Consider the following 15141-nt stretch of genomic DNA (forward strand, 5'->3'; position numbering starts at 1 on the left):
ATGTTCGGCGGCGTGACGGGAATCGTTTTTACCGATCAGGCGCCAAGCACGAAACGCTCGATGGCGACGGCGACCCCGTCCTCGTCATTGCTGGCGGTGATGTGGCCGGCCAGCGCCTTGAGCTCGTCGGTGGCATTGCCCATGGCGATGCCAAGGCCGGCGTACTCGATCATGTGGCTGTCGTTGCCGGCATCCCCCATGCAGATCACCTGCCGGCGCTCGATACCGAGGTGCTCGGCCAGTGCCGAGACGCCGGCGCCCTTGTGGCTGTGGCGGTTCATGATCTCGAGAAAGAAGGGGGCGCTCTGTACCACGGTGTAATCCTCATAGAGCGAGGTCGGCAGTTGGGCGATGGCCGGGGTGAGCAGCTCGGGTGGGTCGATCAGCATCACCTTGAGGATCTCGTCTTCCGGGTCAAGCTCGGCGAAGTCGAGCAGGGTGATGGGCAGATCGTTGAGGCGGGACTCGTGCTCGGTGTAGTGATTGAGCGCCGGGGTGATGAGGCCAAGAGTGCGCGAGAAGGCGTGCACGTTGACGCCGAGCTGGCGGGCCAACTGCGCGACGCGGGAGGCATCAAGGCCACGCAGCGCCTGGCTGCGGATCACGCTGCGATCGGCGGCGCGCTGCACCAGGGTGCCGTTGTAGCAGATGACGTAGTCATCGGCGCCGGTCATCGCAAGCTCGTCCAGGTAGCGGGTCATACCCTCGAGCGGGCGTCCTGAGGCGAGCACCACGGTTACCCCCTGCTGGCGGGCGGCAGCGATGGCGGCCTTGTTGCGAGCCGAGATCTGCTTGTCGTGACCGAGCAGAGTCCCATCCATGTCGAGAGCGATCAGTTTGTACATACGGCTACCTGCAAGGGGCTGAGAAGAGGCCAGAGTCTACTCAAAAGTGCAGGGTGATGCGACCTCAGCGTGCGGTGCGCGGCGCGCTCCATGGCAGCACAACGGCCTTCCCCTCCTGAACCCGGATCTGCACCGGACCATGCTCGCTGTCGACGCGGCAGGAGAGGGGGCCGAGCTCGACCTCCACCCCGGCATAGAGGTGCTGGGCCGCCACGACCTTCATGCGGGTCAGCGCCATCTGTTGCTCCTCGCGGCAGCGCTCCACCTCGCTTTCGATCCGCGCCAGGGTGGCCATGTGTTGCTCCCGCTGCAACTTGAGGCGCTGCAACAGGGCCGGATCGCGGCGCTCGCGCGGCAGTTGCAGCAGCTTGAGCAGCACCTCGTGCACCTTGTCGAACCAGAGGTGGGTGGCCTCTTTCTCGCTGAGCAGCTCCTGCTCCTGACTGCGCAGCGCGAAGACACCGCCGAGCACCTGCAACGCGGTCTGATTGGCGGCCTGGGCGCCGATGATGGCCGCCTGTATGCTCTCGCCCGCAATGCTGAGGCCGCCGAGCAGGGTGCCCTTGTGCAGCGCCGGATCGCCGACCAGCAGGTGGTAGCCGGCCCGGCAGTAGCAATGGGAGATCTGGTTGTGGATATGGATATCCAGCTCGGCCTCCAGGCTGGCGTACTGGGCGAAGGCCAGAGTCAGGTTGCCGCCGGCCGTCAGGCGGCAGTTGAAGGGCTCCCCCTGGCGGTTGTGGTGGCCGATGGCGCCGTGCTTGATGGTGAGATTGCCCCCCGCCCGTACGCTGGCGGCCTCGACGAAGCCACCGATGACGATGTCGCCACCGGCCTGCACCCGCATGCCGGGCTGCACGTCGCCGCTGATCACCAGGCTGCCGTTGAACTCCACATGGCCGTGCTTGGCATCGACATTTTGCAAAGTGAGCAGGTCATCGACCGCCATGCCGCCAGGCTGGTGGCGTGGCATACCGGCGCGCTGGGCCAGCAGCAGATCGGGGTCTTCGGCCAGCACTGTGCCCTCGCCCACCGTCATGGTCACCTCCTTGCCCGGTTTAGCGGGGAGCACGTGGCCATGGACATCGACGCCGGGCTCGCCAGCGGTGGCCGGATGGCGGCGCAGCAGCGGTGTGTCTGCCTGTACCGTGGCCAGGGTGCCGAGATCGCGCAGGTCGACCCGGCCATCGTCCAGTTCACGGGGGCGCAGTACCCGTTCGGCCAGGGTTTCGACCAGCGGCTCCAAAAAGCCGTCGCTGCCATGGCGGGGGGGCCGCCCTTCGGCGATGGGCAGCAGCAGCTCGTGGCCAGGTGGGGCCTGGCGGGCGGCGAGCAGCGCCTGCTGCTCAAGTTGGGGAGAGAGACCCGTGGCGACACCGGCAGCCTGCATGGCGCCGTGCAGCCGGGCCTGGGTGATGGGCTCGCCACCCCAGTCGCAGCGGATCTGGGCATAGGCGGTCATCTTGTCTTTGTCGATGCGGATCTTCAGTTCGGCATCGAGGCGGGAGGCGATCCAGAAGCGATCGAGCTGCCCTGGAGGTTCGTGGTGTTCACACAGAAATTGCAGCCGTGCCAGGCACTGCTGAACCCCTTCGCGCCGGGGTTGCCAGCGCGGCCAGGGAGACGCGGCCAGCAGCGCTCTCAGCTCGTCTTCGCTTCCTTGACAGGTGTGACGCAGATGGATGAACAGCCGTCCCTGTTCCGCCTCGTCACCGACACTGAGCCAGCTCTGTTCCAGCATGGACACCTCCTTGTTACAGGGAGTATCCCGACTCCGGCCTCATGGCGTCAACCGGAACAACTATGCCGACGCCATAAAGCAACGAGGCTCCTTGCGGAGCCTCGTTGTGGGTCAGTTCACCACGGCGACGTTCACCTTGCCGTTGCCCTGACTCATGCGCACCTTGGCGCCCGGCTGGAAGCTCGGGTTGGCCTTTTGCACCACGGCGATGACCTCGCCGGTGTCCTTGCGGATCTCCAGCTCGACGCCGTCAACCTGGTTAACCTTGTCGTTGATCGCCTTGCCCGCGACCGCACCGGCAATGGCGCCACCGGCGGCGGCCAGGCTGCGGCCAGTGCCACCGCCGATTGTGCTGCCGAGCAGGCCGCCGACCACACCACCACCGACAGTGCCGATGAGGCCGCTGTCATCGGCCTGGATCTTGACCGGGCGCACCGCCTGGATGGTGCCGTAGGTGACGGTCTGGACCTGCTTGGCACGATCCGAGGTGTAGACGTCACCGGAGTAGATGTCGCTGTTGGCACACCCGCTCAGGGTGGCGACCAGCAAGGCCAGGAGGGTAACTTTTTTGTTCAGCATGGATGCCTCCGTCAGTGAATCCGTCGAACATGAGCGCGACCTAACTGTAGCTCCGCCCTTGTTCGAGTGAAACACCCAATCTGTCACCCCTTGTTTAGGCGCGGATGGCCGGCTGGCCCTGTTCGAGGGTGAAATGCAGGGCTTTTTCCAGCACATTGCGCGGCTCGCCCGGCCCGAAGTATTCGGCCTCGACCGCCACCAACTGGTAGCCCAGCCGCTGGTAGAGGCGATTGGCCGGGTTGCTGGGGGCGACGGTGAGGCGGGCGCGTTGCATCCCCTGCTTGCGCAGTTGCCACTCCAGCTCTTCCAGCAGGCGCTGCGCCAGACCCTGACCGCGTGCCTCGGGCAGCACCGCCAATGAGAGCACCCAACCGAGTTCCCTATCCTGGCCAAGGCCGCCCAGCACATAACCGAGCAGACGCTCGTCCTGCTCTATCACCAGCAGCAACTCGGGCCACAGCTCCAGGGCCTGACGAAAGAAAAAGGCGGGATAGATGGGATCGCCGAAGACGCTCGACTCGATCTGCCAGATGGCATCGAGGTCGGTATGGCGGGCGAGGCGGATAAGGGGGGATGGGGTCATGGCGTCTCCTTCTGGAATAGCACGGCGAGGCCGCGCCGACGAATGGGATGGCCGCACATTGGCCGGGGTGGGGGAGTATGCCGATGCGAGCCAGCCAGGGCAAGCCGGAGGCGCAGAAAACGAAACGGGGCCCAGCGGCCCCGTCTCGGATTACAGCAGCGCCGTGGCCTGCTCGAGCCAGGCGAGATCCGCACCGTCGAGCTGGGGGGCCAGACGGCGGCGCACCTCGGCGTGGTATTCGTTGAGCCAGCGGAACTCATCCGGGCTCAGCAGGGCGCGGTCGATGAGGCGGGTATCGAACGGCACATAGGTCAGCCGCTCGAAGCGCAGCATGGGCACTTCCCCCTGCTCATCGCTCTCGCTCACCACCACCAGGTTTTCACAGCGGATGCCGAAGGCGTTCTCGCGGTAGTAGCCGGGCTCGTTGGAGAGCACCATGCCCGGTTGCAGCGACTCCATGCTCCCCTTGGGGGCGATGCGCTGCGGCCCTTCGTGCACGCTGAGGAAGTGGCCCACGCCATGGCCGGTGCCGTGGTCGTAGTTGAAACCGGCGCGCCATAGCGGCATGCGGGCCAGCACGTCGAGCTGGATGCCGGCGGTGCCGCGCGGGAAGCGGGCCTGATCGAGGGCGATGTGGCCCTGCATCACGCGGGTGAACATCGCCTTCTGCTCTTCGTCCACCTCGCCGACACAGACGGTGCGGGTGATGTCGGTGGTGCCGTCGAGGTACTGGCCGCCGGAGTCGACCAGATAGATACCATCCTGGCCGAAGGGGCGCGGCACCCCGTTGCTGTGGCGGTAGTGGCACATGGCGGCATTGGGCCCCAGCGCCGAGATGGTGTCAAAGCTCGGCTCGACGTAGAGATCGCTCGCCTTGCGGAAAGATTCGAGCCGATCGGCCAGGGTGCCCTCGTCGACACCGGCGGTCTCACCGCTTTCGACCAGCCGATCCAGCCAGGCCAGGAAGCGCACCATGGCCACCGCATCGCGCTGGTGGGCGGCGCGCATGCCGGCCAGCTCCACCTCGTTCTTGCACGCCTTGAGGCGCAGGGTCGGGTCTTGTCCTGCCACCAGAGTGGCGCCGGCCTGCTCCAGGGTGAGCTGGCACCAGGCGTTGGCGGTGGCCGGATCGGCCTGTACCTTCAGGCCATCCTCGCCGAGGCGGGTCAGCACCTCGCCCAGATTGTCGATGGGGTGCAGCGAGACGTCGTTGCCCACGTGCTGGGTGAAGGGGAAGCACTCGAGCTTGTCGCTGTCGACGAAGAAGTCGAGGGTGCTGTTGGCGTAGAGCACGGCGAAGCCAAGCACCACCGGCAGCCGCTCCACGTCGCGGCCACGCAGGTTGAGCAGCCAGTTGATTGACTCGGCCTGGGTCAGCAGGGCGGCGTCGAGGCCACGGCGGCGCAGATCGGCGGCGATCTGCTCGCGCTTGGCGGTGCTCGACATCCCCGCCAGCTCCTCACCATAGAGGATCACCGGTGCCTTGCTCGGCGCCGGACGATCACTCCAGTGGCGATCGATCGGGTTGTCGGTCACCGGAACCAGCTCGATGCCGCGTTCGCGCAGCAGGGCGTCGGCTTCGCGGAACCAGTTGAGGCTGTGCAGACGCGGATCGAAGCCGACCTTGGCGCCGCGCTCGAGCTGGTCGGCCAGCCACACCAGGTGCGGGGTCTCGATCAGGTGGTGGTATTCGAAGATCTCGCCGGGAGCCTGCAGGCGGGCCTGCACGGTATAACGGCCGTCGATGAACAGGGCGGCCCGTTCGATGAGCAGCACGGCCAGCCCGGCCGAGCCGGTAAAGCCGGTCATCCAGGCGAGACGCTCGGCCTCGGCCGGAATGTACTCACCCAGATGTTCGTCATCATGGGGGACGATGAAGGCATCCAGTTCCAGTTCTCTCAGGGATTCCCTGACCAGGTTGACCCGGTCTGCGATGATCTCAAAGCTGTTCATTGTCAGTTGCCATTGTGGATTGCGAGCGAATAGACGGTCATGCACCGGCCTGTAGGATGCGCTTGACCGAGGCGGCCGCATCGGCGATATGCCGTTGCAACAGCACCACGGCCTCATGCTTGCGCCGCTCGCGGCACAGCGTCAGCAGCTGGGCGTGCTCCCGCTCGGCCTTGTCCACTCCGTCGCTGGCAAACAACAGCTCGAAGCGGACATAGCGATCGCAGCCCAGGTTTATCTGGGCGATCAGCTCAAGGGCCTGGGGACGTCCGGCGGCACGATAGAGGGTGGCGTGGAAGCGGTGGTTCAGTTCGGCCCAGCGCTCTACCTGGGTTCCGCTCTCCAGCGCCTGGTCAAACTCGGCCAGAATCGACTCCGCCTCGGCGAAGGTCGCTTCTGTCATCAGGTCGACGGCGTGAAACAGGGTATCGGCTTCCAGTAGGGCTCGCAAATAAAACAGCTCGTCGATGGCGGCGGCGTCCAGTGCGGTGACCACGGCGCCGCGATGGGCGGCGAACTTCACCAGCCCTTGTGCTTCGAGCTGCATCAGCGCCTCACGCACCGGGATGCGGCTCACCATGAGTTCGCGCGCCAGCGCATCCTGGCGTAGCGGAGCCCCGGCCGGCAGCTCGCCGCTGAGGATCCGGGCGCGCAGGTTGTCCACTACCATCTGGGTTCGGGTTGTATAGCCTTGGCTCATGATGCCCTGTCACTGCCCCTGTTGTCCGGGGTGGCAGCAGACCACAGAAGGGGACATGTTGCAAGTCTGTTGCCGGTGCTTGACCGGCGTGACGGCTTGATAGAGAGTTGTTTGACACCGCCCCCCATGATGGGCCTCGGAGCGGATGCCGGGAGCCTGTTACAGTGGGTTCACCTGACCACAAGGAGTGTGCGATGAATCTGATGTCCTGGTCGCTGCTGGCGACGCTTTGGCTCTGTACCGTGCTCAGCCCCGCCTTGCTGCTGGCGTTGCTGGTGCTCTGCCTGCTGGCCCTGCTGGATATCTGGTGGCCGTGGCTGCCCCTGTGGTGCGGCCTGCTGGGCGTGCTCCCCGGCATCGCATGGGCCGAAATCATCCGCCGCCGGACGGGTCTGCTCCCCTTCTATGCCCATCTTCTGCACATGCCGCAACTGCTGCGCCGCGAGGCCGATGAGCGCCACCACTCCTGACCTCCTCTGCCCGCACGGGTTATTTCGCATCACTGCCAATGAGTGCGACTGATAGTAATTATCATTTACATAATCTTGTCTGTCGATAAAATAGGGACACGTTCAGGCCTTCTAGCACCACGTGCCGTCGCACCCACGTTATCCAGATAAGAGCAGAGATCATGACTGTATTTCGTTATTCCCCGCTATCCACGTTCATCGTTGCCACCCTGACTACCGGGGGGGCCCTGGCCGCGCCGAGTGATGAAGTCATGGTGGTGACCGCCTCGGGTTTCCAGCAGAAGATCGAGGACTCCGCCGCCTCCATCTCTGTGGTCACCCGGGAGGATCTGGAGAAGCGGGCCTACACCGACGTCACCGATGCCCTCAAGGATGTGCCGGGGGTGGTGGTGACCGGGGGCGGCAGCAGCCGCGACATCAGCATCCGCGGCATGGGGGCCAAGTACACCCTGATGCTGATCGACGGCCGCCGCGTCGATACCCGTGGCACCCGCCCCAACAGCGATGGCCCCGGCATCGAGCAGGGGTGGATGCCGCCCTTGCAGGCGATCGAGCGCATCGAGGTGGTGCGTGGCCCCATGTCCTCGCTCTATGGCTCCGATGCCATGGGGGGGGTCATCAACATCATCACCCGCAAGACCAGCAAGGGGCCTTGGCAGGGCACCCTGCACAGTGATGCCACCATGCAGGAGAACCGTGACTCGGGCGATCAGTTCCAGGGCAGCGGCTATGCCGGTGGCGCGCTCATCGACGGCCTGCTCGGCCTGCGCCTGACCGGCCAGATGCTGCGCCGTGATGAGGATCAGATCGTCAACGGCTTCAACGAGCAGCGCACCCGCAACGGCGGGGTGGCGCTGACCCTGACCCCCAGCGAGCAGCACCGCTTCGACCTCGATATCAGCCGCACCCTGCAAGATCGCAACGGCACTCCCGGCCAGTCGCGCGATCTGCTCAACAGCCGTGGTCAGCCCAACAGCGCCAGCCTCAACCGCTATGAGCACACCGTCTACGCCCTGACCCACAACGGCCAGTTCGATGGCGCCTCCTCGACCAGCTATGTGCAGCGCGAGCAGAGCAAGAACCCGGGCCGTGCGATGCAGCTCGACAACACCCTGTTCAACACCCAGACCCAGTTCAATCTGGGGGCCCACATCCTGAGCCTGGGTGGCCAGTACCGCTACGAAGAGCTGGAGGATCTTGGCAACCAGCTGGCCGGGGCAGGTCATGTCAACCAGCTCGATCGCCGCAGCTGGGCCCTGTTTGCCGAGGATGAGTGGGCCATCACCGATCGCTTCGCCCTGACCGGTGGCCTGCGTCTCGACGATGACGAGAACTACGGCAGCCACTGGTCACCGCGCCTTTACGGGGTATGGCATCTGGACGATGAGTGGACCCTCAAGGGGGGCGTCTCCAGCGGCTACCGCTCACCCGAACTGCGCATGGCGGCGGCCAACTGGGGTCAGGCCACCGGCGGCGGCAGCTCGGACGGGGTGATCGTCGGCAACCCCGACCTCAAGCCCGAGCGGAGCGTGAGCGAGGAGATCGCCCTGCTGTGGAACAACCGGGCCGGACTCTCGACCGGCCTGACCCTGTTCAACACCGACTTCAAGGACAAGATCACCGAGGTGCGCCGGTGCAGCAGCGCACAAGACCCGGCCTGCACCATCAACGGCCACAGCTATGACTTCGTGAGCGACCGGGTCAACGTCGACAAGGCCAACATGCGCGGGGTGGAGGGCACCTTGGAGTGGGCCATCAATGACGCCTGGTCGCTGGCCTCCAGCTACACCTGGACCGACTCGGAGCAAAAGAGCGGGGTGTTCAGCGGCCAGCCGCTCAACCAGATGCCGCGCCACATGTTCAACACCAAGGTCGACTGGGCGGCTGCCGATGATCTGGATGTGTGGGCGCGGGCCAACTTCCGCGGCAAGACCTCGGAGTATCTGAACCGGGTCACCATGGCCGACGGCACCCCCTCCTACACCTTCGTTGATCTGGGGTTGCGCTATCGCGCCAACCGTCATCTGGACGTGACCGCCGGGGTCTACAACCTGTTCGACAAGACGGTGGATTACGCCAGCTATCAGACGGTGCTGGACGGGCGCCGCTACAACCTGGGAGTGACCTACAACTTCTGACGTGAGGGGGTCATTAGACCCCTTTTCGCGGCTGGCCTTTGCCTGCACGGACGTGTAGGCTGGATTTCGGGTGGTGACGATAGCGCCACCACAACGGCAAGAGGTGCGTGCCTCTGAATGTCGGTGGCACGCGATAGAGTCTCGGTCTGAAATGGAGCTCACATCATGAGTAAGTCCCACGGCAAAGATGCCAAGAAGAAACCGCAGATGACGTTGAAAGAGAAACGTGAGGCCAAGCGCCACAAGGATGAGTTGAAAAACGCCGCCGGTCCCATGAAGTAACCCGCTTGCAGCATCAAGCCAGCCCTCGCGCTGGCTTTTTTATGCCTGAAAACCGACAAAAAAACGGCGCCGTCAGGCGCCGTTTTGGGTCTCGAGCCGACTTAGGCGCCGGCCGGCACCGCGTGGGCGGTGTTGCGCGGGGCGGGGCCGCTGAACTTCTCCACCTCCAGCTGGGCCATGTGGCCGCAGTTGCCCTGGGCCAGGCTCGATGAGCCCACGTCGAAGGTGAGGCAGTTGACGTTGCCGTTCTTGCACAGGCTGCCCGGCTTGCCCGGCTCGGCCGGATCGAACCAGGCCCCCTCGCAGATCCGCACCGCCCCTTGGCGGATCTCGTCCGACACCAGGGCCCCGACCAGGATCTGGCCGCGATCGTTGAAGGCGCGCACCAGATCGCCGTTTTGAATGCCGCGCGCCTTGGCGTCCTCGGGGTGGATCAGGATCGCCTCCCGATCGGCCACCGCGAACTTATCGCGCAGCGGGGTGTTGTCGAGCTGGGAGTGCAGCCGCTGGGTCGGGTGCGCGGTGTTGAGCGAAAGCGGGTAGCGTTTGGCCTCTTCACCCTTGTACCACTCCTTGGGCTCATACCACTTGGGATGGCCGGCGCAGTCGGCGTAACCCATGCCGGCCACCGTCTTGGAGAAGATCTCTATCTTGCCGGACGGGGTACCGAGCGGGTTGAGCAGCGGATTGTCGCGAAAATCGCCGTGACGCACCCAGTTGCGGTTTGCCTCGGGCACCGGGAAGCGCACGTAGTTGTTGGACTCCCAGAACAGGTTGAACGGCGGCAGCGGCACCCGGGCGGCGCGCGCCTGGGCGGCCATGCCGTCGTACATCTGCTTGAGCCACAGCATCTCGTCCTTGCCCTCGGTGTACTGCTCCTGCACGCCCAGCTTGGCGGCCAGCGCGCTGAAGATGTCGAAGTCGTTGCGCGACTCAAACTGGGGCGGCACGCACTGGTGCATCGGGAAGACGTAGCGCTGGGAGTAGTCGCCGCCCATCTCCAGATCGTTGCGTTCATAGCTGGTGGTCACCGGCAGCACGATGTCGGCGTGCTTGGCGGTGGCGGTCCAGTAAGGCTCGTGCACGATCACGGTTTGCGGACGGCGCCAGGCCTCGAGCAGGGTATTGGTGTCCTGATGGTGGTGGAAGGGGTTACCGCCCGCCACATAGACCATCTTGATGTCCGGATAGGTCACCTTGCGGCCGTTGAAGTCGATGGTCTTGCCGGGGTTGGCGAGGCAGTCGGCGATACGGGCCACCGGGATCGGTGCCGGGCTGTTGGCCGGCGCGTTACCGGCCGAGATCCCGGCCAGGATGCCGCCCTTGGCGGTCGGGCTGCCGCCGGAGGAGTAGTGGTAGCTAAAGCCAAAGCCGCCGCCCGGCAGGCCGATCTGGCCCAGCATGGCGGCCAGGGTGACCAGCATCCAGTTCGGCTGCTCGCCGTGGTGCTGCCGCTGCATGCCCCAGCCGGCCATGATCATGGTGCGCTTGGCGGCCATGTCGAGGGCGAGCTGGCGAATGATCTTGGCGTCGACGCCGCAGATCTCGGCCGCCCACTCGGCGCTCTTGGGTTGACCATCCTCCTTGCCGAGCAGGTAGGCAAGGAACTGCTCGAACCCGACCGTGTAGCGATCGAGGAAGGCCTGATCGTGCTTCTGCTCGCTGTACAGGGTGTGGGCCACCCCCAGCATCATGGCGACGTCGGTGTAGGGGCGCGGGGCAATCCACTCGGCGCCGACCTGCTTGGCGGTCTCGTTGTGCACCGGATCGATGCTGATGATGCGGGTGCCCTTCTTCTTGAGGGCCTCAAAGCCGGCCTGCCCCTCGTGATCCGGCATGTTCCAGCTGTTTTTCAGGGTGACCTGGGCGTTGACCCCCCACAGCACCACCAGTTCGGCGTGCTCGACCACGTTGGGCCAGGCGGTCTGCTGCTCGTACACCTCGATGGAGCCCATCACGTGGGACATGATCACCTGGGCCGCGCCGGTGGAGTAGTCGCCGGCATAGCCGGTGAAGCCGCCCGCCAGGTTCATCAGGCGGTGCAGCAGGGTGCGGCAGTTGTGGAACATGCCCACGCTCTTCCAGCCGTAGGAGCCCGCATGGATGGCCTGCGGGCCGAAATCGCGCTGGATGCGCCGGATCTCGCCGGCCACCAGTTCGATGGCGTGTTCCCAGCTCACCCGCACCCACTCATCGGCGCCGCGCAGTTCCGGCTTGGCACCAGGGCCGTGCTCGAGCCAGCTCTTGCGCACCATGGGGTACTTGATGCGGTTCTTGGCGTGCACCTGATAGGGGGCCATCTCGATGAGATCGTTGGGGGCCGGATCGTCGGCGACCGGCTGGACGCGCACCATGCGCCCCTCCTCGACGATGGCCTCGAAGGCGCCCCAGTGGGCGCCGGTCAGAATGCCCTTCTGGGCCGGCACCAGGGTCGGGAACTGCTCCAGCGCGGTGCTGATGGCTTGGGCCAGGGCACTTTTCGGGAACAGACCGCCGAGCAGTGGCAGGGCGGCGCAGGCGCCGAGCCCCTTGAGCAGGGCGCGGCGGGAGAGGTCCGGTTGCTGCGATTTACATGTGGTCATGGAGTGCTTCCTCTTCGGTCCGTTCTCAGTGGGCGGCCATGTCGCTGGCGTGTTTTTGCACATACTGGGTCAGCATGCGCGCCTGTTCCGGGGTGAGGGAGGTGCGCGACTCCATCCCCTTGATGACGCCGATCCACTGGTTGGCGTTGAAGTGATCCAGGGCGGTGAGGCCGTGGCAGCCGGTGCAGTTGTTGGACATCAGGTTGGCGGCGTACTGCCACAGCTTCTCCTGCTCGCCGATGAGCTGGCTCTGGTCGACCCAGGCGGTCAGGCTGACCTGGTGCCAGGTGAGGTTGGTGGCGCTGTCGGTCTCGCTCTGACCTGTGGTGAGCTGCGCCTTGGCCTTGTCGCCGAGCAGCACGCTCAAGATCCGTTTGCCGGGGGCGGCGTAGAACACCTCGCTCACCCCGTCCTGCTGCCAGCCCTCGATGCGCACCTGGGCGCGGCCGTGTTCATTGGCCAGCACCTCCACCTGGGTGGAGGGCATCAGGTTGCCCTCGTTGGCCTCCGCCTTGGCGTCCAGATAAAGCGGGGTGGTGGCGATGGCGTAGCGGGTGGTGACCGAGGCCGAAGTCTGGGCGGCGGCCTGGGCCAGTTCGCTGGCGCCGGCGGCGGCCAGCTCACTCATGTCGGGCATGATGTGGGCCACGCCACGGTGGCAGTCGATGCAGGTCTGCCCTTCCTTGATGGCGACCGGGTGCTCGGCACGGGCGTTGGGACGCTGGGCCAGCACGTCCATCGCCTCATAGCTGTGGCAGCTGCGGCAGGTGGCCGAGTCGTTGGCCTTGAGCTGATCCCACACGCTCTGCGCCATGCGCAGCTTGTGGGATTCGTATTTTTCCGGGCTATCCAGGGTGCCGATCGCCTCGTGATAGATGTCCTTCACGGCGCGGATCTTGGTCCACAGGTAGGCGGTCGGTTCATTGGGGATGTGGCAGTCGGCGCACTCGGCGCGGATCCCCTTGGGGTTTTGGAAGTGGACGCTGCCCTGGTATTCGGCGAGCGGGGTCTGCATCGAGTGGCAGGAGACGCAAAATTCGGTAGAGCTGGTCTTGTGCAGTACGGTGACGGTGACGCCGAGGGCGGCGACGCCGAGCAGGGCACCGAGCAGCAGGATCCAGAACCAGGGCTTCTTGAACAGGGAGCCAGCGATCATGGGGGCCTCACATGTGCGGTTGTGCGGACGCGTCCGGCCTGGATGTCCGGAGTCAGGGCGCGGCCATGACACGGGGTTCCAGTGCTGAATTTAATTCCGCTTTATTGTGTTTTTGTTGGATGTAATGGAAGTGCGCGGCGAGTTTAACACACAACATTTCTGTGGTTAACGCAAAAGCACCACCAAAGAGATAGTTCTTGCGGGGTAAGCGTAGGCCGGTGAGAGGGGTGGCACCAGCCCCCGTTTCAGGGGGCGCTGGCCGGATGGGATCGACCGGGAGGGGCGCAGGCCGAGGTCTGTGGGGCGGCCGGCAGAGAGACAACCAGCCGACCGGGGTGGCGAGCGGGGGTTACGCTTCCTCTGCCCAGGGCATCTCGGGCAGGGTGTCGAGCAAGCCCTGGTAGCGCTCGAGATTGAAGGGGCCCTGATCGGCCTCCATCGCCATCAGCTCGGCGCCGAGGGCGCAGACGATGTAGTCGATGGCCTCTTCCCGTGGCAGCCCCTTCATGGTCAGGCGCAGCAGGGTGGCGGTGACATGGGGAGGGTTGCGCTCTGCCAGCTGGTTGGCCACGATTTCGCGCAGGCCGGCTTCGTCAAAAAGTTGTTCGCTCATGGACTCTCCTCGTTGCGAGCGGCGAGTATATCACGGCAGGTCGCTTGCCTTGCCGTCCCCTTCTCCGGCACCCTGCTTCTTTTCGATGGAGACGCCCATGCATATCGAGAGCGAACGGCTGCGCTTGCGCGAACTGGTGGCCGAGGATGCCCCCTTCATCCTGGCCCTGCTCAACGACCCCGATTTTCACCGCCACATCGGCGATCGCGGGGTGCGCGATCTGGCCGCGGCGCGCGACTACATCGAGCAGGGGCCGCGCCTGAGCTATGCCCGTCACGGTTTTGGTCTCTATCTGATTGAGCGGCGCAGTGACGGGGCGGCCATGGGGATCTGCGGCCTGGTCAAGCGCGATCATCTGCCCGATGTGGACATCGGCTACGCCCTGCTGCCGGCCTTTCGCCGTCAGGGTTACGCCCTGGAGGCGGCCCAGGCTGCCCTGCGCGATGGGCGGGAGCGGCTCGGCATCAAGCGGGTGGTCGGCATCGTCAGCGCCGGCAACCGCGACTCCATCGCCCTGCTCGAGCGGTTGGGGCTGCATGAGAGCGGCACCGTCATGATGGGTGAGGAGGCGTGTCTGCTGCTGGAGCCCGCCACTGATTGAGTTTGCCCCGACAAAAAGGCACTCTGAGGGGAACATCAAGACTCTGGGAGAAGGAATGAAAAACCTGGATCAACTCGACCTGGACATATTGTCCCACCTGTTTCGCGACGCGGGCATGACCAACAAGGATCTGGCGGCCCTGGTCGGCGTGGCTCCCTCGACCTGCCTCGAGCGGGTGCGCAAGTTGCAGGCGGAAGGGGTGTTGCTGGGGGCCCACTGCGAGGTGGATCACCAGGCCCTCGGTGGTCACATCCAAGCCATGGTGTCGCTGCGGCTGGCCCGCCACAGCCGTCAGATCATCGATGAGCTGCGCGACGCCATCATAGGTCTGCCCGAGGTGATCAGCCTGTTCCACATGGGGGGCAAGGATGATTTCCTAGTGCACCTGTGCGTGCCTGATACCGATCACCTGCGCAATTTCGTGTTCGACAACTTCACCTCCCGCGAGGAGGTGGTGCATCTGGAAACCTCGCTGGTGTTTGAGCACCGTTTCAGCCGTTCCCTACCCTGTTTCATCGGCTCCTAAGGGGCCGGTTTGACCAAGTGGGGGTAGAATTGCAAAAACGTTTTCTTTTGCCTTTTTCTTAGGCGGTAGCGTTTTATAATGGCTCTGCTGTTTATGGTAGAGCCAAGTTAATGCCTTTTTTCATTGATGTGGAATTCCTATCTGGCTGGCGCCTGTTTGTCGTGCTCTCCGACGGCACGACCGGTGTGCTGGACCTGTCCGAGTGGAAGACGCAGCCCTGCTGCGCCACGCTGCGGGATGAACGCGAGTTTGCCCGGGTGGCCATCGACGATCACCACGCCTTGAGCTGGCCGGGAGGCCCTCGGTTGGCTGCCCATGAGGTGTATCACCGCATCCGCCGCGACGAGGGCACCCCCTTCTCCACCTGTTGAGCCG

General features: G+C 64.9%; 14 protein-coding genes. 5 read left to right on the top strand and 9 right to left on the bottom strand.

Going from position 1 to position 15141, the window contains the following annotated elements; all coding sequences use genetic code 11:
- Window positions 1-35: 35 nt before the first annotated feature.
- The 6 genes from yidA to BN1134_RS06100 form a co-directional block, all read right to left on the bottom strand.
- A complete protein-coding gene (yidA, locus tag BN1134_RS06075) occupies window positions 36-845 on the bottom strand; it encodes a sugar-phosphatase (RefSeq protein ID WP_042045940.1) in 810 nt (269 codons plus the stop codon).
- A gap of 64 nt (window positions 846-909) precedes the next feature.
- Window positions 910-2586, bottom strand: coding sequence for a FapA family protein (locus BN1134_RS06080; RefSeq protein ID WP_042045941.1), 1677 nt, complete (start codon window positions 2584-2586; stop codon window positions 910-912).
- 111 nt (window positions 2587-2697) lie between these two features.
- Window positions 2698-3165, bottom strand: a complete 468-nt coding sequence (locus BN1134_RS06085) for an outer membrane lipoprotein (protein WP_408862800.1) — start codon at window positions 3163-3165, stop codon at window positions 2698-2700.
- Between the two features lie 94 nt (window positions 3166-3259).
- A complete protein-coding gene (locus BN1134_RS06090; RefSeq protein ID WP_042045942.1) occupies window positions 3260-3748 on the bottom strand; it encodes a GNAT family N-acetyltransferase in 489 nt (162 codons plus the stop codon).
- A gap of 150 nt (window positions 3749-3898) precedes the next feature.
- Entirely contained in the window at window positions 3899-5701 is a 1803-nt protein-coding gene (locus BN1134_RS06095) for an aminopeptidase P family protein (RefSeq protein WP_042045944.1), read from the bottom strand.
- Window positions 5702-5738: 37 nt separating this feature from the next.
- Window positions 5739-6398: a GntR family transcriptional regulator gene (locus tag BN1134_RS06100; RefSeq protein WP_042045945.1), complete on the bottom strand. Its 660-nt coding sequence runs from the start codon at window positions 6396-6398 to the stop codon at window positions 5739-5741.
- Between the two features lie 194 nt (window positions 6399-6592).
- On the opposite strand from BN1134_RS06100, the gene BN1134_RS06105 reads away from it, so the two are divergent.
- Window positions 6593-6868: a hypothetical protein gene (locus tag BN1134_RS06105; RefSeq protein ID WP_042045947.1), complete on the top strand. Its 276-nt coding sequence runs from the start codon at window positions 6593-6595 to the stop codon at window positions 6866-6868.
- Window positions 6869-7029: 161 nt separating this feature from the next.
- A complete protein-coding gene (locus BN1134_RS06110; protein ID WP_042045948.1) occupies window positions 7030-9006 on the top strand; it encodes a ligand-gated channel protein in 1977 nt (658 codons plus the stop codon).
- Between the two features lie 383 nt (window positions 9007-9389).
- Here BN1134_RS06110 and torA read toward each other — a convergent pair whose 3' ends face one another.
- The 3 genes from torA to BN1134_RS06125 all read right to left on the bottom strand — a co-directional run bounded on the left by torA (window position 9390) and on the right by BN1134_RS06125 (window position 13639).
- Window positions 9390-11870, bottom strand: a complete 2481-nt coding sequence (gene torA, locus BN1134_RS06115; RefSeq protein WP_042045949.1) for a trimethylamine-N-oxide reductase TorA — start codon at window positions 11868-11870, stop codon at window positions 9390-9392.
- Between the two features lie 25 nt (window positions 11871-11895).
- Complete coding sequence (locus BN1134_RS06120; protein ID WP_415857799.1) at window positions 11896-13026, bottom strand: NapC/NirT family cytochrome c; 1131 nt, start codon at window positions 13024-13026, stop codon at window positions 11896-11898.
- Between the two features lie 349 nt (window positions 13027-13375).
- The gene (locus BN1134_RS06125) at window positions 13376-13639 is read right to left on the bottom strand and encodes a hypothetical protein (RefSeq protein ID WP_042045951.1); all 264 of its coding nucleotides are present in this window, start codon (window positions 13637-13639) and stop codon (window positions 13376-13378) included.
- Window positions 13640-13736: 97 nt separating this feature from the next.
- Between BN1134_RS06125 and BN1134_RS06130 the strand changes: the two genes are divergently transcribed.
- From BN1134_RS06130 to BN1134_RS06140, 3 genes are all read left to right on the top strand, one after another.
- A complete protein-coding gene (locus tag BN1134_RS06130) occupies window positions 13737-14240 on the top strand; it encodes a GNAT family N-acetyltransferase (protein WP_042045954.1) in 504 nt (167 codons plus the stop codon).
- 55 nt (window positions 14241-14295) lie between these two features.
- On the top strand, window positions 14296-14766 hold the full coding sequence (locus tag BN1134_RS06135; protein WP_042045955.1) for an Lrp/AsnC family transcriptional regulator: 471 nt from the start codon (window positions 14296-14298) through the stop codon (window positions 14764-14766).
- A gap of 110 nt (window positions 14767-14876) precedes the next feature.
- Window positions 14877-15137: a DUF2442 domain-containing protein gene (locus tag BN1134_RS06140; RefSeq protein ID WP_042045958.1), complete on the top strand. Its 261-nt coding sequence runs from the start codon at window positions 14877-14879 to the stop codon at window positions 15135-15137.
- The last annotated feature ends 4 nt before the right edge of the window (window positions 15138-15141 follow it).

The sequence above is a fragment of the Aeromonas simiae genome, assembly GCF_000820125.1.
Taxonomy (GTDB): domain Bacteria; phylum Pseudomonadota; class Gammaproteobacteria; order Enterobacterales; family Aeromonadaceae; genus Aeromonas; species Aeromonas simiae.